The organism is Alishewanella sp. HL-SH06 (assembly GCF_052656265.1).
This window is the reverse complement of sequence record NZ_CP199752.1, coordinates 3611209-3630291: the sequence shown is the minus strand read 5'-3', so window position 1 is coordinate 3630291 and position 19083 is coordinate 3611209. Positions and strand designations below refer to the sequence as shown.

Here is a 19083-nt window from a genome sequence, read left to right as displayed (position 1 = left end):
AGGCGTTTTTTTTGGTTATGACCAGCCATATAAAATTAAGAAAGTGGCGTAATGTTGCGCAGTGTTTTTTTGTAATAAAGTGGATTGCCCTTGTTCCCACATCGCCTCTTGTAACTGTGCTTTACTCAGCGATAAAAAAGCCTGGTTCAGTTCAATCGAAGCACTGCCGTCTGATTGTGGCAGCACTTGGCGTAAATCGAACGGTTCTAAAGTGCCGGTAAAATCATGACTTCCCTCAGTAGTCTCAGGTGTATTAGTTGTTTTATTTACTGAGTCGGGCAAGGCTTTAACTGGGCTTGCTAAAGCAGAACTGGGGATGGCTGCTTCAGTTGCGCTCGCGGTTGTTGGTGCTGGTAAATGTTCTGGCACTGGCAGCGCCATAATTTATCCTATCCACTTTCCCGCCTGAAAGGCACTGAATAGAGCGATTAATGCAAGCAATACCCAAAGCAGTGTTTTACGCATAGTCATCTCGCAAAGTTGCCAATTTAAAAAATAATTGTTTTTTTAATAGCAGTGCTGGCGGGGCTGGTCAATTTTTGGAATCGGCTGCTTGAAGCTAGAAACACGCAGCGCAGCAATTTGCTGCGCTTTTGGTCATGATGTGGCGTTAAATTTGGTAAGTACTGCCATCTTTGGCGGTGAAGCTTTTATCACCACGGCAACGACAACTGACTTGCCGGCCGGTGATCATGCTAAACCAATGACATACCGGATCGGTGGTTTGTAATTGAATATCATCAATACCCGCTAGGTCACGCTGACCTTGGCTGCCACTTTTATTCAAGATCAACTCAACATGGCGACCTTGGTTTTGCAGCAACAACGACTCAGGTGCTTCACGGTGACCATTTAAGCCAATAAATTGCGCCGGATCCGCTAGACCACTGGTGCTGCCATCTACGAAAAAGGCCAGCAACTGTTGGTAATATACGACATAGCTGGCTACGGCCTTGTGCGAACCCTGAGCCAAAGGGAAGGTTTTATCCAAAAAGCCTTTAGAGTAATCCATGATCTGTTTTACATGGCTGTCGTTCAGTTGCGTGATCATCGTAATATCGTGATCGATTTGTATCGACTGTGTTGAAGTGGCTAACGTCGTCATAATTATTTCCTCATCGGGTACGAAGTGTGGAGCCTCTGATAAGGCTTTTATTGCAGATAGTTTTGCTATCGCTTGAAAAACAGTCTAGATTAAATTTAAGCATAATTTCACAATAAAAATTTCACAGTGTAAATTTTACAAAATGAAAATAAATAAAAGCTTGATCCGCAAATCACATTTCTTGGGCACTAAAATTAGAAACCTGAGAAAACGCAATAACTTAACGATAGAAGATCTGTCGACACGTTGTGTGCGTGTTAATCCTGAGTCGGCGCCATCGGTATCCTATTTATCGATGATCGAGCGTGGTAAGCGGGTGCCGAGTATCGAAATGCTCGAAGTTATCGCGCAGGTTTTTCAAAAAGACTTAGATTGGTTTTTAGACGGTGAGGCTGAAGAGCAAGATTTAGTGCTGCCCAAGACCGCAAAAGGTGGCCTCAATGGTATGCCATTAGAGCCGAGCTTTTTATTCAGCCCCGATATTTTGCAAATTGCTATCCCGGAAATGTTGTCACAAACGGGCACCAGTGGTCGGCAGTTTGCGCAACTGTTGATTCGGGCGCATCAGGAGCATCACCAGAATCATTTTCCGGAATTAGAGCGTGCCGCCGAAGAGGTAGGGCAAAAACGTCTACCTTTATCTGTCGATGAGCTCATGGCGATTGTGCAGCAGTTAGGCTTAAAAATTCAGTGGTTTGATGAAGTACCACGCGAGCTCGTTGATGAATTAGGTGTGAAATCTAATAATATTGGTACTTCCTTTTTTATACCGCCCAATAGCTTACATTTAAATCGTATTTTGCAGCAGTGGCCTACTCGCTTAAAGTATGAATTAGCTGTGCACATTGGCCATGCCGTTTTACATAACAAAGATGGCGTAAAAAACGCGATGGCGGTAGGCGGGGCGCATGATGATGTGTTTGCCGATAGTAGCACTATGGCACCGCAAGATATTTTGCATGCGTGGCGTGACTTTGAATCGAGCTTTTTTGCTGGCGCCTTGTTGTGTCCAAAGCAAGCGTTTCGGCAATTATTAGAGCGGCGTGGTTATGAAATTGCCAGTCATTTACAGGCAGAAGTGTCGGCTTCGGTGGCGATGCGCCGCATGACCGCGGTGTCACCTTATCCGCATTGGCATTACTTTGATGCTTACAGCCCCGGTAAATTAAAGGCGGTGTATCGCGGTAATGGCATCCCTCTGCCTTGGGGCAATATGCGCCAAGTGGTCGACCCTTGCCAGCATTGGGCCGTGTTTCGCATGTTTGAGGTTAAAGACAGTGGCAGTTCGGCGCAATTATCGCTGTTAGATGTGCAAGGTGAGCCACGGATCTATTGTTGCGAATCGACCAAGGTACAAGACTTAGCCGGCAATCAGCATGTGTTGTGTGCTGGCATTGATCTCAACCCCGCGCTTAATGCGCAAGGGCTGGATGCTGCGGCCTTAGCACAAGATATGAAAGCGCGGTGTCAGCAGTATGGCGGTGCGGCCGTGGTACCGCAGTCGATCCAGACCACATTAAAGCGAGTGGCAAACATTTTAAATATCAATTGGGTTAGCCGTAGCATGAGCAAGCCCGCACAGTTAATCTGTGCCAGAGGAGGTAGTTGCCCTCGCTCTCCAAGTTGCTATCAATGCCCTGCGCTCACGAAATAAAGCGCAACGTTATGCAGAAACAAAGGATTTAGCATGAGCAAAAAACCACAGATGGCCGCAACGCCACCCCCTAAAAAAGTACAACCAGATGCCACAGCCGCAGCCCAGCATGACGTGTTTGCCGAGCAAGTAGAACAAAGGCTCACCGCCAGCCAGCAAGCAAAAGCCGTGGCGATAGAAGATATTATTGCCGCACAAGCTGCCGGTGATATGGACAAATTGTCTGAGCATTTACTGGCGATGTTAGAAGGGGTCTCGCCGGACGATTTAGCTGAATTAAGCAAAGCCTTGAATCGTGGAGAATCAATCTTAAGTGAAAAACGCCGTGAAAAAGCCGATACCGAATTAACCTCCAATTGGCGCGAAGGCGGTTATCCTTATGTCAATCGCTTAAATCGTAAAACCTATGAAAAGCAAAAATATCATTTACAAGTCGAATTACTGAAGTTGCAGCGTTGGGTGAAAGAAACCGGGCAGCGGGTGGTGATTTTATTTGAAGGGCGCGATGCGGCAGGGAAAGGCGGCGCCATTAAACGCTTTATGGAACATTTAAATCCACGTGGTGCTCGCGTTGTGGCGTTAGACAAGCCCAGTGAGGCAGAACAAGGCCAATGGTATTTTCAACGTTATGTGGCTGAGTTGCCAACAAAGGGTGAAATCGTGTTATTTGACCGCTCTTGGTATAACCGTGCAGGCGTTGAGCATGTTATGGGGTTTTGCAGCAATGATGAGTATCAAGAATTTATGATACAAGCGCCCGAGTTCGAACGGCATTTAGTGCGCAGTGGTATTCATTTAATAAAGTTATGGTTTTCGGTCAGTCAAGACGAGCAACGGCGTCGTTTTACCGAGCGTGAAGCGCATCCGCTCAAGCAGTGGAAACTGAGCCCGGTCGATCTTGCCTCGTTAGACAAATGGCATGAGTACACCCATGCAAAAGAAGCCATGTTTGCCAACACTGACACGTCCTACGCCCCTTGGTCAGTCATAAAGTCAGATTGTAAAAAACGGGCACGGCTTAATGCGTTGCGTTATGTATTGCAATGCTTGCCGTATCATAATCGCAATGCCGAAGTGGCTTGTGCGCCTGATCCGCTATTAGTGGGGCGGGCCAGTGTGATTTTCGAACTGGGAGAGCATGCGATGTCGACTGAGCCATCGGTTTAATACCTTGTTACAACTTAGTCATTGGCGCAAATTGGCAACACTGAACATAGCGCGTAAGATGATGCGCACAACCTCCAAGTAGAACAGGATATAAGAATGAAAAAATATACACTCGTTGCTGGCGCCGTTGCGCTAGCATTAGGTTTAACGGCTTGTAGTAAAGAACCGACAACGCCAGAAACCACGACACAAAGCCAAGTTGCCGCAGCACCTTTAGTGTCTGGTATTGATCAACAAAACTTTGATGAAAACGTCGCTTTTAGCCAAGACTTTTTCTTAGCGGTTAATGGTAAATGGTTAGCCGAAACTCCGATCCCTGCAGATAAAGCAACTTATGGTTCTTTTCACGTATTAGCCGATCGCTCACAACAAGCGGTAAAAGATATTATTGATCAAGTTGCAGCGAAGACCGATTTAGTTGCTGGCTCTGATGAGCAAAAACTGGGCAGTTTTTACAATAGCTTTATGAATGAAAGCGTGATTGAAGAACTAGGCTTATCGCCATTAACGCCGCAATTAGACGCGATTAAAGGGTTAACAGACAAAGCGCAGTTAGCTGAATTATTCGCGAGTTTACAGCGTGATGGCGTCAGTATTCCTTTTGGTTGGTTTATCAATAATGATGCAAAAAATTCTACCGAATATGCGGTTTACCTCAATCAAGGTGGTTTAGGTTTACCGGATCGTGATTACTATTTTAAAGACGATGAAGCCTCGCTGACGATCATCAATCAATATCAAACCTATTTAACCGATATGTTTGCTCTTGCTGGTGCACCTGATGCAAAAGCGGCGGCGATGCGGGTATACAACCTAGAAAAAGCTTTGGCGGAACATCACTGGACACGCTTAGATAATCGCAATGCTGATAAAACTTACAACAAAATTGCCGCTAGCGAATTAGATAGCTTAGTGGGCAGCTTTGATTGGCAGGCCTATGCCAAGGCCATGCAGTTAAACAACGTGGATGACTTGATTGTGCGGCAGCCAAGTTACTTTGAAGGTTTAGCTAAGGTGATCGCTGAGACAGATCTGCAAAGTTGGCAAGATTATCTCACCAGCAAAACCATCAATGGCTTTGCTGACAAACTTAGCAGCAACTTCGCTGATCGTCGTTTTGAGTTCTACGGCAAAACCTTAAGTGGTATCCAAGAGCAACAACCTCGCTGGAAACGTGCGGTAGACGCGGCTGATCAGGTTTTAGGTGAGTTAACCGGTAAGTTGTATGTTGAACAGCATTTTAGCCCAGAAGCTAAAGCGCGGATGGAACAGCTGGTGGCCAATGTCATTAAAGCCTATGAAGTTTCCATCAAAAACTTGGAGTGGATGGGCGAAGAAACCAAAGTTGCTGCGCTGGATAAACTGAGCAAATTCACACCGAAGATTGGTTACCCAAACAAGTGGAAAGATTATTCCACCTTAGAGATCAAAGCGGATGATTTAGTGGGTAACTTTGTTAGAGCCAGTCATTGGGCTTATGCAGAGATGACCAGTAAGTTAGGCCAGCCTATCGATAAAGATGAATGGTTTATGACGCCGCAAACTGTTAATGCCTACTACAACCCTGTGAACAACGAAATTGTGTTCCCAGCGGCTATTTTACAGCCGCCATTTTTCAATATGGCAGCGGATGACGCCGTCAACTATGGCGGTATTGGTGCGGTGATTGGTCACGAAATTGGCCATGGTTTTGACGACCAAGGCGCAAAATACGATGGCGACGGTAACTTACGTAACTGGTGGACTGAACAAGATAAAGCACAATTTCAAGCACGGGGTGCTAAGTTGATTGGTCAGTACAACAACTTTGAACCTTTACCCGGTGTCAATGTGAACGGTGCTGTGGCTTTAGGCGAAAACATCGGTGACTTAGGCGGCATGACCGTCGCGTTAAAAGCCTATCAGTTGTCATTAGCGGGTAAAGACGCGCCAGTATTAGATGGCTTTACCGGTGAACAACGCTTTTTTATTAGCTGGGCGCAGGTATGGCGTACTAAGTTCCGTGAAGAGGCGTTACGTCGGCAATTAAGCACCGGCCCGCATTCACCTGCGCATTATCGGGTAATTGGTGTATTGCCGAATATGCCTGAGTTTTATACGGCATTTGATATTAAAGAAGGCGATGCGATGTATCTGCCAGAAGCGCAACGCGTAAAAATTTGGTAACCACACGCGCTTAAGCAAAGTCAGCATACTTCTGCTACACTGCGGCTGCGACCTGTTTGATCTTTGCAAGAGGCAAGGTATGACAGGCGCAGCTTTTTAGTATGTTTGGTCGGACCACTATAAATAAAATGAGTATGACTGACCCTTTGTATTCAGCAAGGTTATAACCAGTATAAGCAGGTCAGTTATTATGCTATTAGGCTTTTGCCTTGATCTTTCTTATAATTGAGCCCATACATTCAACAGCATGACATTGCAGTGACCAGACTGCAAAGCAACGACTGAGAGGACATTACTGTGCTACAAGAATATCGTGAACACGTGGCCGAACGCGCCGAACAAGGGATCCCTGCCAAGCCGTTAAACGCAGAACAAGTAGCTGCCTTAATTGAGCTTTTGAAAAACCCACCAAAAGGTGAGGAAGAATTCATTTTAGATTTGCTTATCAACCGCGTACCACCAGGTGTTGATGAAGCTGCCTATGTAAAAGCGGGCTTTTTAGCCGCACTTGCGAAAGGCGAAGCAACCAGCCCGTTAATCGACGCTGAGCGTGCTACCGAGTTGTTAGGTACCATGATGGGTGGTTACAACATCGAGCCATTAATCAGTTTATTAGATGATGCCAAGCTCGCGCCGATCGCTGCTAAGGCGTTATCACACACCTTACTGATTTTTGATGCTTTCCATGATGTGACTGACAAAGCCGATGCGGGTAACGAGTATGCGAAGCAAGTCGTTCAAAGCTGGGCCGATGCCGAGTGGTTTGAAGCCAAACCGGCTTTAGCTGAAAAAATTACGGTGACCGTATTTAAAGTGTCTGGCGAAACCAACACGGATGATTTATCACCAGCACCAGATGCTTGGTCACGTCCAGATATCCCTCTGCACGCCTTAGCTATGTTGAAAAATGCCCGTGAAGGCATCAACCCGAATGAGCCAGGTACTATTGGCCCGATCAAGCAGCTAGAAGAACTGAATAAAAAAGGCTACCCATTGGCTTATGTGGGTGACGTAGTGGGTACGGGTTCATCACGTAAATCTGCCACTAACTCGGTATTGTGGTTTATGGGGGATGATATTCCCTACGTGCCAAACAAGCGTGGCGGTGGTTTTGTGTTAGGTGGCAAAATTGCGCCTATCTTCTTTAACACCATGGAAGACTCTGGCGCATTACCTATCGAAGTCGATGTTAGCAAGTTAGAAATGGGCGATGTGATCGACATTCTGCCATTCGAAGGCAAAGTGGTTCGCCATGGTACTGACGAAGTATTAGCCGAGTTCAGCTTAGCAACTGACGTTTTAATTGACGAAGTTCGTGCCGGTGGCCGTATTCCATTAATTATCGGTCGTGGTTTAACTGACCGTGCTCGTGAGTTTTTAAAATTAGGTCATTCAGACAAGTTCCGTCGTCCCTTACCCAAAACAGATTCTGGCAAAGGCTTCACCTTAGCGCAGAAAATGGTAGGTAAAGCGTGCGGCGTGAAAGGCGTGCGTCCTGGTACTTACTGTGAACCGAAAATGACCACCGTAGGTTCGCAAGACACGACTGGCCCCATGACGCGTGATGAATTAAAAGACTTAGCGTGTTTAGGCTTCACCGCCGATTTAACTATGCAGTCTTTCTGTCACACGGCTGCGTATCCGAAGCCCGTTGATGTTGACACTCACCACACGTTGCCAGATTTCATTATGAATCGTGGCGGTGTGGCACTGCGCCCAGGTGACGGTATTATCCACAGCTGGTTAAACCGTATGTTACTGCCGGATACAGTGGGTACGGGTGGTGATTCGCATACACGTTTCCCAATTGGTATTTCGTTCCCAGCGGGTTCAGGCTTAGTCGCTTTCGCTGCGGCAACGGGTGTTATGCCGCTTGATATGCCTGAATCGGTATTGGTCCGCTTTAAAGGCGAAATGCAGCCAGGCATTACCTTACGTGACTTAGTACATGCCATTCCTTACGTAGCGATCCAAAAAGGTCTGTTAACGGTAGATAAGAAAGGTAAGAAGAACATCTTCTCTGGCCGCATTTTAGAGATTGAAGGCTTACCAACCTTAACGGTTGAGCAAGCTTTTGAATTATCAGATGCGTCTGCTGAGCGTTCTGCTGCCGGTTGTACTATCAAGTTGTCAGAAGAATCGATTGCCGAATATCTTGAATCAAACATCGTGATGTTGAAGTGGATGATTTCTGAAGGCTATGGTGATGTTCGTACTATCGAGCGCCGTATTCAAGCAATGCAAGCTTGGTTGAAAGATCCACAGTTAATGTCTGCTGATGCTGATGCAGAATATACTGAAGTAATTGAAATTGACCTAGCTGACATTAAAGAGCCGGTACTATGTGCACCAAATGACCCAGATGATGCGCGTTTATTGTCTGAAGTAGCAGGCGACAAGATTGATGAAGTATTTATCGGTTCTTGTATGACCAACATTGGTCACTTCCGTGCTGCGGGTAAATTACTGGACAAATATAAAGGCCAGTTGCCCACGCGGTTATGGATTGCTCCGCCGACTAAGATGGACCAAGCACAGTTAACGGAAGAAGGTTACTACAGCATCTTCGGTAAAGTCGGTGCGCGCACTGAAATGCCAGGTTGCTCACTGTGTATGGGTAACCAAGCTCGCGTAGCTGAGAAGTCGACAGTCGTCTCAACGTCTACTCGTAACTTCCCGAACCGTTTAGGTCAGGGTGCGAATGTTTATTTAGCATCAGCCGAGTTAGCGGCGGTCGCTTCTATTATAGGTAAGTTACCGACAGTAGCGGAATACTTAGAGTACGCGAAACAGATCGATGCTACGGCAGCCGACACTTATCGTTACCTGAACTTCCATAAGATGTCGCAATACACTAAAAAAGCAGACAACGTGATTATTCAGCAAGCTGTGTAGTCAGCAAACTGTTTAACAAGGCCTGCTGAATGCAGGCCTTTTTTATACGTAATGTCCTACAAAGCCACGGCTGACATCGCACTGGGTGACAAGGTTGCTGAGCCGTGTCGGTTATCCTGTCGACTTAATCAGTACTGTGCTAACTGCCGCTACTAACTGACTTAGCGCAAAAACCTGCTATTTTGCCAACCAAGCCGCATGAAATCAGGTAAAATCTTCGCCTCAAACAAATACGGTACGCCTAGCTGCTGTGGCTTGTGCCGTGGGCGCTCTAACACTGCGTGTTAACGGAATAGTGCATGGAATACGACTTTACTTATGATCGGGCCACCCGGCAATTTAGCTTAAAACTCAGTGCTGAACACGATGTGTTAGCGCGCTTTTTATTGGACGAATTTGGCCAGCAAGCTTCGGCCTATCAACCGCTGTTAAGCCAATTGCAGGCCTTAAAAGCCTATGACACTTTGCGCTACCAAGGAAAAGAATATCTACTCGAAGTGGAACATGCCGAGGTGACTTTAAGGCATAACACCCTATTTTATGAAGCAGGGGACACGCCGCAACAAACCTCAGCCGAGCTTGATGAAGAGGCATTATCGCTGGATGATCATGGCATGCAAACCCAATGTGGTTTGGAAGATTTAGTGAAACTGCTACAGGCTTGGCAGCAGTTTTTAAGCGGCGGTTAAGCGAAGAGAGCTGCACAGTCTACGGGAATAAATGCACCATTATGGTGCTTTTTTTTGCTTTAAATTTGGCTATGGAGGCTTAAATTATTGTTTTTTATCGATAAATAAAAGTTGGCACAAGGTTTTCTTATATAACGGTGCAATCACAAAAATTAGTCGATAAGGAAAACCATCATGAAGCTTGTTTGTGCCATCATCAAGCCGTTCAAACTGGATGATGTTCGTGAAGCCATCGCGGACATTGGTGTAGAAGGTTTAACGGTGACAGAAGTAAAAGGTTTTGGTCGGCAGAAAGGCCACACCGAATTATATCGTGGAGCTGAGTATCAGGTTGATTTCCTGCCAAAGGTAAAACTGGAAATTGCGACCCAAGATGATCAGGTAGAACGTTTACTTGAAGCCATTCAAAAAGCGGCTCATACCGGTCGGATAGGTGACGGAAAAATTTTCGTTTACAACCTCGAACAAGCCGTCCGTATTCGGACGGGTGAAACCGACGCCGAAGCGATTTAAGGAGTATTAACATGCAAGAACAAATTTATCACTTACAATATGCCATGGATACCTTCTACTTTTTAATGTGCGGTGTCTTAGTTATGTGGATGGCTGCCGGTTTTTCAATGCTGGAAGCAGGTTTGGTGCGCGCCAAAAATACCACTGAGATTTTAACTAAAAACGTGGCCCTTTACTCCATAGCTTGCATTATGTACCTAATATGCGGTTACGCATTTATGTATGGCGGTGACTTTTTCTTAAGTGGTATCGGCGCTGTGGATGTTGATGCTACCTTAACCAGTTTTGCCGAGCGTGAAGATGGTTTTACAGGGGCAGCGGTTTACTCTAGCGCATCTGACTTCTTCTTCCAAGTCGTATTTGTTGCTACTGCAATGTCTATCGTTTCTGGTGCTGTTGCTGAGCGAATGAAGCTTTGGGCCTTTTTAGCATTCGCGGTGGTGATGACGGGCTTTATTTATCCAGTTCATGGATCTTGGACTTGGGGCGCTGAAGGGATGTTCGGTATTAATCTGGATGATCAGTTTGGTTTTTCTGATTTCGCAGGCTCAGGCATTGTGCACATGGCAGGTGCTGCGGCAGCCTTAGCGGGAGTGTTATTACTAGGTGCTCGGAAAGGGAAGTATAGTAAAGACGGTAAAGTGAGTGCAATTCCTGGTGCGAACATGCCTTTAGCAACCTTAGGGACATTGATACTGTGGATGGGTTGGTTTGGTTTTAACGGTGGTTCAGTATTAAAACTGGGGGATATCAGTAATGCTAATGCTGTTGCCGTGGTCTTTTTAAATACCAATGCGGCTGCCGCTTCCGGCGCTATTGCAGCACTGGCCTTATCGGTGCTCTTATTCCGCAAAGCTGATTTAACGATGGCATTAAACGGTGCTCTTGCAGGCTTGGTTGCTATCACGGCTGAACCTTCTACACCAACTGCTTTACAGGCAACGTTATTCGGTGCCATAGGTGGTGTGTTAGTGGTCGGCTCGATTATCGCTTTAGACAAAATTAAGATTGATGATCCAGTTGGTGCTATTTCTGTTCATGGTGTAGTAGGTTTCTTCGGTCTGATGATTGTGCCATTTAGTAAAGAAGGTGCAACCTTCGTTGGCCAGTTAATTGGTGCTTTTGCAATCTTTGCTTGGGTATTTATTACAAGCTTGGTGGTTTGGTATCTCCTGAAATTGGTAATGGGTATTCGTGTAAGCGAAGAAGCAGAATATGAAGGTGTGGATGCTTCAGAGTGCGGTATTGAAGCCTACCCTGAGTTTGTTGCCTCGGTAAAGTAAGCAGTTTGGCGGGTGTCGGTGGCACCCTCCAAGAGCCTGTGTTGTTGGCGTCAGTAAACTTAGTTTCTAGCCAGCAACACTAAACGTGACCCACCTCTGTCTATCCTTGTCCTTTGTCCTATTTGACACCCCGTTGCTACTGGCAGCGGGGTTTTTTTATGTGCAATAAACGCGATCAACAACGTAAATGCGTTTTAATGCAGCAGGGTATTGCTGCGTGTTTACTGAGCAGGTTTGCCAATTTTCGTATTTAACAGCATAGACCAAAAACATTTGAAAACAACAACCTGAGGGTAAATAGTCAGTCTGTCATCAGTGCAATAAGTAAGGGGCTTGCTGTGGGAAAGCAGATTGAACCTGTTGTGCGATGAGGCCGTTAAAAGCGGATAAAGGGGCAAGCTAAGCCAAACAATTTCTGCTGAGTGATAGGTTAAGATGGCCATTAGCATAAAAGAAAAAGGCCGCACAAGTGCGGCCCAGTTTCAATTTTGCATCCATTGCAGTGATCATTCCTTAATCGACTGAAAAGTGCTTCCGTGCTGCATCCTGCAAGCGTATCCATTACTCGCTGACATCATGTCAGTGTCCATACCACACCAAAATCCGCGGTGTGAAAGTGCATCCTGCTGTCATCTCCGATGACTTATCATGCGACAATAACGTTATCCTTATTACTGTCTGCCTGGCCGCATCCTGCAGCTGCAAGCGAAATATTGCCATCCAAGGCTATCCTTTCTTACTCTTTCATCCTGCCGAGTTTTCTTCATCCTGAAGATGTCCTAATGCTGTCCCTATGCTATCCTGCATCTGGTAATATCCATTACCGGGAACATCCTGTACCGCGACCTTGCTACTACTGAAATCCTTTCAACTATCGATCCTTCGATGTGTTCATTATGCCTTTATCAGCATAAAACAGGAGGGGTTTTCTGTAATTTGAAAAATTGTCTTATCTTTGCAATAAAGTGTAAATCAAAAATAGATATTTAATATCAACAGTTTAAATTTAAAGCCTTTCTAAGTGGTGCAGATATAAAGCGCTTTGGCTACCTGTTTTGTGAGAGATCTCGCACACAAAGGCAGGCGATTAGTCACACTGGGGATTGACCTTCTACTTTGGCAAGCGATAATGGTGACAGAAAACACTGAAGGAACCACATGGCACGCGAACAATTAGGAATTTGTGCAGAAGCAAATTTACATGGCAGTTATCTGCTCATTAATGTGTTAGATGGTCAAGAAGCCATGCTGCGGCAAAAACTAACGCGACTGCCGCAGATAATAAATCGTTTAGCCGATCACTTCTCCGAAGCCATGCTCAGCGGTGTGGTCGCCATTAGCAGCCATTTTTGGGATAGCCTGTATCCTTGGCAGCGGCCGGCCGGTCTTAGTGCGTTTCCCGAGTTTCGCTCAGAGCATTTTCAAGTAAGCCACAGTATGGCGGATTTACTCATCCAAGTGCGCTCAGATCGGACTGATGTTAATTACATCGCGCTGCAACAAATCTATCAGTTGATTAGTCCTAATGTCGAAATTGTCGAAAATTTATCAGGGTTCCGCTATCTGGACGGTCGGCAATTAACGGGCTTTATCGATGCCCCAACGAATCCACGCGGCATCAAGCGGCGCAAAGCGGCGCTTGTGGATGCGCTTAACGATCCTGTTTTTGCTGGTGGCAGTTATCTTTATTTTTATCGATTACAGTTAGATCAAAAACATTGGTTGCAATTAAGCACGGAGCAACAAGAAGCCATCATGGGTTATCAAAAGCTGGATGGTAAAAAGTGCGCAGCGGATGCTGAAATCCGTAGTAGTCATTTAACGGCACAACATGTGGTATTGGCGCCTAATGATGCGATGTTGCTCGAGCAAAACATGCCTTATGCCAGTTTGCATACGCAAGGTGCGTTACAGTTATGTTTTAGTGCAGAAAGTGATGTTTTTAGTCGGCTCTGGCGCAGTAAATTGGGTTTACAGCAATCGGGTATTTACGATGGCTTACTCGATTTTTGCCGTATTGATCTTGCAGCGGCGTTTTTTGTTCCTTCAATCACTTTTATGGAAGCCGCCGCCCGCGGTGAATTTACTGCGCAATCATCACACCTTCTCGAATAATTCGGTGACTTTTTGTAAGGTAAAATCGATATTTTTCACGCTAATCGGTGCGATAAAAATGGTATCGTCGCCAGCGATGGTACCCAAAACGCCTTCGGCTTTGCCGACAGAATCCAGCAAGCGCGCAATAAGTTGTGCGGCACCGGGACTGGTACGGATGATAATCATCACATCGTTATGTTCAATATCCAGTACCAGCTGACGCAATGGGCTTTTGGTCGTCGGTACGCCCAGTTCAGGCGGTAAGGTGTAAACCATTTCTTGTTTAGCATTACGGGTACGCACCGCACCGTATTTACTCAGCATGCGCGAGACTTTTGATTGGCTCACATTGTCAAAGCCATCATGCTTGAGGGCATCAACAATTTCACCTTGAGAGCCGAAGCTTTCTGTTTTTAGCAGGGCTTTAAAGGCATGGATCAGGGCTTCTTGGCGGTTTTGTTTGGTCATGGCTCTCGGTTCAGCAATATTTACTGTGTTTGATACTATCAAATTTAACGCCACAATAGCAGTGACTGCGCTAAAATAGCTTAGTTAAGCTGCGGTAGGTGACATCTGTCTACTTTATCTGAAAAAAGGCATAGACTTTAGGCTTAAGACATTTGTATTTTGAGCGTCATTTCAGTATTGTTGGCGCGGTTATTCTGAACTGTATAATTGGAGAGAATCATGAAAGTTGCCGTATTAGGTGCTGCCGGTGGTATTGGCCAGGCACTGTCGTTGTTACTGAAGTTAGATTTACCTGCCGGCACAGACTTAGCCTTGTATGATCTGGCTCCTGTTACTCCAGGTGTTGCGGTTGATCTGAGCCACATTCCTACAGCAGTAAACGTAACGGGTTATGGTAAAGAAGATCTGAACACGGCATTAGCCGGTGCCGACATCGTGATGATCCCTGCGGGCATGCCACGTAAGCCGGGTATGGATCGTTCTGATCTGTTCAACATCAATGCTGGCGTAGTGAAAACATTAGCTGAAGCTATCGTTGAGCAGTGCCCTAAAGCGTTAGTCGGCATTATTACTAACCCAGTGAACACCACTGTGGCCATTGCGGCAGAAGTGTTCAAGAAAGCCGGTACTTATGATGCACGTCGCTTATTCGGTGTAACTACACTGGACGTGATCCGCGCTGAAACCTTTGTTGCAGCCTTAAAAGGTAAAAATCCAACTGAAATCACTGTGCCAGTAATCGGTGGCCACAGCGGTACAACAATCCTGCCTTTACTGTCTCAAGTTTCTGGCGTGAGCTTTAGCGATGATGAAGTGGCAGCCTTAACAACGCGTATCCAAAATGCGGGTACCGAAGTTGTTGAAGCAAAAGCCGGTGGCGGATCAGCAACCCTATCAATGGGTCAGGCCGCTGCGCGTTTCTGTATTTCTTTAGTAAAAGGTTTACAGGGCGAAACAGTAAATGAATATGCTTACGTTGAAGGTGCGGGTGAACATGCACGTTTCTTCGCTCAGCCATTAGTGTTGGGTAAAAACGGCGTTGAGCAATTATTGCCAATCGGTCAATTAAGTGCTTTTGAAGAAAAAGCCATGAACGATATGTTGGGAACGTTAAAAGCAGACATCGCTTTAGGCGAAGAGTTTGTCAACAAAAACTAAGTTTAATTCAGTTTAAAAAAAGGCGCTTAAAGCGCCTTTTTTATTGCAATAAGTGGCCCGGATAAAGCCTTAATGGCTGCGTGACACCGCAATGTCTGCCAAGGCAACTAAAGCCTGCTTAAAAGGCGAAGGTGCTAACTCGGCTAAAGCCTGTTGCGCTTTTAATGCTTCTTGCTGCGCCAGCTGCCGGGTGTAATCAAAAGCGCCCGTTTCGTGCAGCGCGGCCATAATCTCTGGCAAATGCTGCATACCATTGCGCTCGGTAATCGCATCGCTAATCAATTGTTGTTGTATGGCTGAGCCATGACGCATCGCATGAATTAATGGCAGCGTGGGTTTACCTTCGGCCAGATCATCACCAATATTTTTGCCCAGTTCAGCGGCATCGGCTTGGTAATCTAATACATCATCAATTAACTGAAAGGCAGTGCCTAGGTGCATGCCATAAGCTTTCATGGCTTGTTCAACCGAGTCGGGCTGTGCAGCGATGATGGCGGCAAGTTGGGTAGCGGCCTCAAATAATTTTGCTGTTTTGCAGTAGATAACTTGTAAATAGTTTTCTTCAGTAGTGGTAGGGTCGTTGATGTTCATCAACTGTAATACTTCACCCTCTGCAATGATATTGGTGGCATTCGCTAATACTTGCATTACACGCATATTGTTCAGCTCAACCATCATTTGAAAAGAGCGGCTGTATAGAAAGTCGCCGACTAACACGCTAGCTTGATTGCCAAACAACGCATTAGCGGTTTCTTTGCCACGGCGCATAGTCGACTCATCGACGACGTCGTCATGTAGCAAAGTGGAGGTATGAATAAACTCCACAATAGCGGCAATGCTCAGATGTTGTGTTCCTTGGTAGCCCAAGGCTCTGGCGGCCAGTACCGCCAGTAACGGCCGCAAACGTTTGCCGCCACTATTTACAATGTAGATACCCAGTTGATTAATCAGCGCTACATCAGAGCTAAGCTGAGAAAAAATATGCTGATTGACCGCGGCCATATCGTCTGCGGAGAGTTGCTGTATTTCGTCGAGCGTCATCTGCTTCTAACTGCTAAAGTAATGAATGCTGGTGATTCTACACTATTCAAACTGTGGGCTAAAATGAAATCTGGATCCTTTTCGGTGATAGTACGGATCCCCTTTTCTGATAAATGATTGGCTTGCCAGTAAACTGCACTAAAATTAAGCTTTTAAATATCGTTTTAGCGGTGCGCAAAAGCGTGTAACGATATTCAGGATTGATCTTTCGGGGCGGTATTTGGGCGGCCAATGCGCTGTTGCAGCAGCTGAAAATAGTCTCTTTCTTCCAGCATTGCAGTGCCTAGCCCTTAACGCCTTGAACTTGGCTGAAGAGGCCTTGCTGCGTTAGAATGACCACAGCCAGATCTTTTTAATAATTGTGCTTGCGGCACTGGGGGAAATTGCGTACAATTCGCGCCCTGTGAATTGAATTAACACGCCCCTTAAATTTAAAAAGCGTTGGCGTGCTTTGTACGGAGTTAACTATGTACGCGGTTTTCCAAAGTGGTGGCAAACAGCACCGTGTGACGGAAGGTCAAACTCTTCGTCTAGAGAAACTAGACTTAGAAACCGGCGCAAAAATCGAATTTATCCCACTGATGATCGCTAATGGCGAAGAAATCAGTATCGGCGCCCCTTTAGTTGAAGGTGGTAAAGTAGTAGCGGAAGTGGTCAACCATGGCCGTGGCGATAAGATCAAGATCGTCAAGTTCCGTCGTCGTAAGCATTCACGTAAACAGATGGGCCATCGTCAATGGTTCACTGAAGTGAAAATCACCAGCATCAGCGCGTAACAGGAGTATCGACACATGGCAAGTAAGAAAGGTGTAGGTAGCACTCGTAACGGTCGCGATTCAGAAGCTAAACGCTTAGGTGTTAAGCGCTTTGGTGGTGAATCAGTTTTATCTGGTAGCATTATTGTTCGTCAGCGTGGCACTAAATTCCACCCAGGCAGCAACGTTGGTATCGGTAAAGACCACACTTTATTCGCTTTAACTGAAGGTAAAGTGAAGTTTGAAGTGAAAGGCGAGCACAATCGTAGATATGTAAGCATCGTCAGCGAGTAAGCTGGATGGTTACAAGAAAACCCCGCCTCGAGCGGGGTTTTTTATTATAAATTTTCTCCACTGTCTGACATGCGTTATACTGAGCAACAGTAAAACTAAGTCAAACCAGATCACAGTTAATCAGGACGCACCTCATGAAGTTTGTTGATGAAGCGATAATCCGTGTTGAAGCCGGCGACGGCGGTAACGGTATTATCAGTTTTTTACGGGAAAAGTTTATTTCCAAAGGCGGCCCAAATGGCGGTGACGGCGGTGATGGTGGTGATGTTTACCTACTAGCTGATGAAAACCTTAACACCTTGGTAGACTACCAATTTGAAAAGTTTCACGAAGCTGAACGCGGTGAAAACGGCGGTAGTGTTAACTGTACCGGTAAACGGGGTGCCGACTTAGTATTAAGAGTGCCTGTTGGAACACGCGCTGTGGATGCCGATACGGAAGAAGTGATTGGCGATTTAACGGCTAACGGTAAAAAGCTGATGGTTGCTAAAGGCGGTTGGCATGGTTTAGGTAACGCACGTTTTGCTAGTAGCACAAACCGCACGCCACGTAAAAAAACCAATGGTACGCCAGGTGAAATCCGTAATTTACGCTTAGAATTATTACTGTTAGCTGATGTGGGATTGTTAGGCCTACCTAATGCGGGCAAATCAACGTTAATCCGCGCCGTGTCAGCAGCTAAACCGAAAGTGGCTGATTATCCTTTTACCACCCTCGTGCCTAATTTAGGCGTAGTACGGGTTGAATCTCATCGTTCTTTTGTGATTGCCGATATTCCAGGTTTAATTGCCGGTGCTGCAGAAGGTGCGGGTTTGGGGATCCAATTCTTAAAGCATTTAGAACGTTGTCGCTTGTTATTACATGTGGTCGATGTGTTGCCTGCTGACGGTTCCGATCCGGCCGAGAATGCTAAAACCATCATTGAAGAATTACATAAATACAGTACAAAATTAGCGGCGAAGCCTCGCTGGTTAGTATTTAATAAACTGGATTTAGTATTAGAAGAAGAGTTAGATGAAATCATCGCTGAGGTCACTAAAGCCATTGATTGGCAAGGCCCTGTCTTTAAGATTTCAGCCGCGTCGCGTGAAAACACTGCGCGTTTATCGAAAGATATCTTAAGTTACATCGAAGAATTACCAGCCGAAGAAGTCGCTGATCCTATTGCTGATCCTGTTACCTTTAAGTGGGATGATTACCACGAAGAAGCGGCAGCATTGGAAGATGACTTGGATGACGATGATGATTTCGACGATGATGATTATGATGTTGAAGTTATTTATCAACGCTGAGTTAGCCTTATGCAAATAGCTATGATCGCTGCGATGGCGTCCAATCGCGTAATCGGTTTGAATAATCAGATGCCTTGGCATTTGCCGGCCGATTTAAAGCATTTTAAAGCCATGACTTCGGGTAAGCCGGTGTTGATGGGGCGCAAAACCTTTGAATCCATTGGTCGTCCTTTACCGGGGCGTCGAAATATCGTGATCAGTCGTCAGCCGGTACCGGCTCACTGTAACGTAGAATGGGTGAATAGCGTTGAACAAGCTTTAGCGTTAGTAGCCGATGTGTCAGAAGTGATGATTATTGGTGGTGCTGACATTTACCGCCAGTGTTTACCTTTAGCGCAGCGCTTATATTTGACTGAAATTGCATTAGAAACACCAGGCGATGCTTTCTTCCCAGATTATCAAGCGGTAGGGCCTTGGCAGATCACGAGTGAGGATGTTGTGCCACAAAGTGATAGCAACCCCTTAGCTCATCGGTTTATCACCTTAGAGCGCTGCTAATAAAGGCA

The 19083-nt window shown here is 45.9% G+C and carries 17 protein-coding genes; 13 read left to right on the top strand and 4 right to left on the bottom strand.

What is annotated here, in order from left to right:
• Positions 1–15: 15 nt before the first annotated feature.
• Together ACUJFK_RS16775 and ACUJFK_RS16770 are read right to left on the bottom strand one after the other, a co-directional pair.
• Positions 16–381 carry a hypothetical protein gene (locus ACUJFK_RS16775; protein ID WP_445425542.1) on the bottom strand — a complete coding sequence of 122 codons (366 nt, stop codon included), beginning with the start codon at positions 379–381 and terminating at the stop codon, positions 16–18.
• 229 nt (positions 382–610) lie between these two features.
• Positions 611–1105, bottom strand: coding sequence for a malate synthase (locus ACUJFK_RS16770; protein WP_445425541.1), 495 nt, complete (start codon positions 1103–1105; stop codon positions 611–613).
• Between the two features lie 142 nt (positions 1106–1247).
• Between ACUJFK_RS16770 and ACUJFK_RS16765 the strand changes: the two genes are divergently transcribed.
• From ACUJFK_RS16765 to ACUJFK_RS16730, 8 genes are all read left to right on the top strand, one after another.
• Complete coding sequence (locus ACUJFK_RS16765; protein WP_445425540.1) at positions 1248–2759, top strand: DUF3612 domain-containing protein; 1512 nt, start codon at positions 1248–1250, stop codon at positions 2757–2759.
• A 33-nt stretch (positions 2760–2792) separates the two neighbouring features.
• On the top strand, positions 2793–3926 hold the full coding sequence (gene ppk2 / locus ACUJFK_RS16760) for a polyphosphate kinase 2 (RefSeq protein WP_445425539.1): 1134 nt from the start codon (positions 2793–2795) through the stop codon (positions 3924–3926).
• A gap of 96 nt (positions 3927–4022) precedes the next feature.
• Entirely contained in the window at positions 4023–6092 is a 2070-nt protein-coding gene (locus tag ACUJFK_RS16755) for a M13 family metallopeptidase (protein ID WP_445425538.1), read from the top strand.
• 297 nt (positions 6093–6389) lie between these two features.
• Entirely contained in the window at positions 6390–8987 is a 2598-nt protein-coding gene (acnB, locus tag ACUJFK_RS16750; RefSeq protein WP_445425537.1) for a bifunctional aconitate hydratase 2/2-methylisocitrate dehydratase, read from the top strand.
• A gap of 299 nt (positions 8988–9286) precedes the next feature.
• A complete protein-coding gene (locus tag ACUJFK_RS16745; protein WP_445425536.1) occupies positions 9287–9676 on the top strand; it encodes a YacL family protein in 390 nt (129 codons plus the stop codon).
• Positions 9677–9850: 174 nt separating this feature from the next.
• Entirely contained in the window at positions 9851–10189 is a 339-nt protein-coding gene (gene glnK, locus ACUJFK_RS16740) for a P-II family nitrogen regulator (RefSeq protein WP_226751983.1), read from the top strand.
• Positions 10190–10200: 11 nt separating this feature from the next.
• Complete coding sequence (locus ACUJFK_RS16735) at positions 10201–11472, top strand: ammonium transporter (RefSeq protein WP_445425535.1); 1272 nt, start codon at positions 10201–10203, stop codon at positions 11470–11472.
• A gap of 1158 nt (positions 11473–12630) precedes the next feature.
• Entirely contained in the window at positions 12631–13587 is a 957-nt protein-coding gene (locus tag ACUJFK_RS16730) for a Dyp-type peroxidase (RefSeq protein ID WP_445425534.1), read from the top strand.
• Here ACUJFK_RS16730 and argR read toward each other — a convergent pair.
• The gene (gene argR, locus ACUJFK_RS16725) at positions 13570–14037 is read right to left on the bottom strand and encodes a transcriptional regulator ArgR (protein ID WP_226751986.1); all 468 of its coding nucleotides are present in this window, start codon (positions 14035–14037) and stop codon (positions 13570–13572) included. The genes ACUJFK_RS16730 and argR overlap by 18 nt on opposite strands.
• A gap of 219 nt (positions 14038–14256) precedes the next feature.
• Here argR and mdh point away from each other — a divergent pair, with 219 nt between their 5' ends.
• Entirely contained in the window at positions 14257–15195 is a 939-nt protein-coding gene (gene mdh / locus ACUJFK_RS16720) for a malate dehydrogenase (protein ID WP_226751987.1), read from the top strand.
• A gap of 69 nt (positions 15196–15264) precedes the next feature.
• On the opposite strand, the gene ispB is transcribed toward mdh, so the two are convergent.
• Entirely contained in the window at positions 15265–16236 is a 972-nt protein-coding gene (ispB, locus tag ACUJFK_RS16715) for an octaprenyl diphosphate synthase (RefSeq protein WP_226751988.1), read from the bottom strand.
• Positions 16237–16703: 467 nt separating this feature from the next.
• Between ispB and rplU the strand changes: the two genes are divergently transcribed.
• The 4 genes from rplU to folA all read left to right on the top strand — a co-directional run bounded on the left by rplU (position 16704) and on the right by folA (position 19075).
• Positions 16704–17012 carry a 50S ribosomal protein L21 gene (gene rplU / locus ACUJFK_RS16710; RefSeq protein ID WP_226751989.1) on the top strand — a complete coding sequence of 103 codons (309 nt, stop codon included), beginning with the start codon at positions 16704–16706 and terminating at the stop codon, positions 17010–17012.
• A gap of 15 nt (positions 17013–17027) precedes the next feature.
• Positions 17028–17285, top strand: a complete 258-nt coding sequence (gene rpmA / locus ACUJFK_RS16705) for a 50S ribosomal protein L27 (RefSeq protein WP_226751990.1) — start codon at positions 17028–17030, stop codon at positions 17283–17285.
• Positions 17286–17419: 134 nt separating this feature from the next.
• Positions 17420–18577, top strand: a complete 1158-nt coding sequence (gene cgtA, locus ACUJFK_RS16700; RefSeq protein ID WP_226751991.1) for an Obg family GTPase CgtA — start codon at positions 17420–17422, stop codon at positions 18575–18577.
• 9 nt (positions 18578–18586) lie between these two features.
• Positions 18587–19075: a type 3 dihydrofolate reductase gene (folA, locus tag ACUJFK_RS16695; RefSeq protein ID WP_445425533.1), complete on the top strand. Its 489-nt coding sequence runs from the start codon at positions 18587–18589 to the stop codon at positions 19073–19075.
• Positions 19076–19083 lie beyond the last annotated feature (8 nt).

Excerpts from the sequence above, each read along its gene's own strand:
- ACUJFK_RS16735 (WP_445425535.1), top strand. The coding sequence starts at position 10,201 with ATGCAAGAACAAATTTATCACTTACAATATGCCATGGATACCTTCTAC.
- ACUJFK_RS16765 (WP_445425540.1), top strand. The coding sequence starts at position 1,248 with ATGAAAATAAATAAAAGCTTGATCCGCAAATCACATTTCTTGGGCACT.
- rpmA (WP_226751990.1), top strand. The coding sequence starts at position 17,028 with ATGGCAAGTAAGAAAGGTGTAGGTAGCACTCGTAACGGTCGCGATTCA.
- cgtA (WP_226751991.1), top strand. The coding sequence starts at position 17,420 with ATGAAGTTTGTTGATGAAGCGATAATCCGTGTTGAAGCCGGCGACGGC.
- ppk2 (WP_445425539.1), top strand. The coding sequence starts at position 2,793 with ATGAGCAAAAAACCACAGATGGCCGCAACGCCACCCCCTAAAAAAGTA.
- ACUJFK_RS16770 (WP_445425541.1), bottom strand. The coding sequence starts at position 1,105 with ATGACGACGTTAGCCACTTCAACACAGTCGATACAAATCGATCACGAT.
- mdh (WP_226751987.1), top strand. The coding sequence starts at position 14,257 with ATGAAAGTTGCCGTATTAGGTGCTGCCGGTGGTATTGGCCAGGCACTG.
- folA (WP_445425533.1), top strand. The coding sequence starts at position 18,587 with ATGCAAATAGCTATGATCGCTGCGATGGCGTCCAATCGCGTAATCGGT.
- ACUJFK_RS16755 (WP_445425538.1), top strand. The coding sequence starts at position 4,023 with ATGAAAAAATATACACTCGTTGCTGGCGCCGTTGCGCTAGCATTAGGT.
- ispB (WP_226751988.1), bottom strand. The coding sequence starts at position 16,236 with ATGACGCTCGACGAAATACAGCAACTCTCCGCAGACGATATGGCCGCG.
- glnK (WP_226751983.1), top strand. The coding sequence starts at position 9,851 with ATGAAGCTTGTTTGTGCCATCATCAAGCCGTTCAAACTGGATGATGTT.
- ACUJFK_RS16730 (WP_445425534.1), top strand. The coding sequence starts at position 12,631 with ATGGCACGCGAACAATTAGGAATTTGTGCAGAAGCAAATTTACATGGC.
- rplU (WP_226751989.1), top strand. The coding sequence starts at position 16,704 with ATGTACGCGGTTTTCCAAAGTGGTGGCAAACAGCACCGTGTGACGGAA.
- ACUJFK_RS16775 (WP_445425542.1), bottom strand. The coding sequence starts at position 381 with ATGGCGCTGCCAGTGCCAGAACATTTACCAGCACCAACAACCGCGAGC.
- ACUJFK_RS16745 (WP_445425536.1), top strand. The coding sequence starts at position 9,287 with ATGGAATACGACTTTACTTATGATCGGGCCACCCGGCAATTTAGCTTA.
- argR (WP_226751986.1), bottom strand. The coding sequence starts at position 14,037 with ATGACCAAACAAAACCGCCAAGAAGCCCTGATCCATGCCTTTAAAGCC.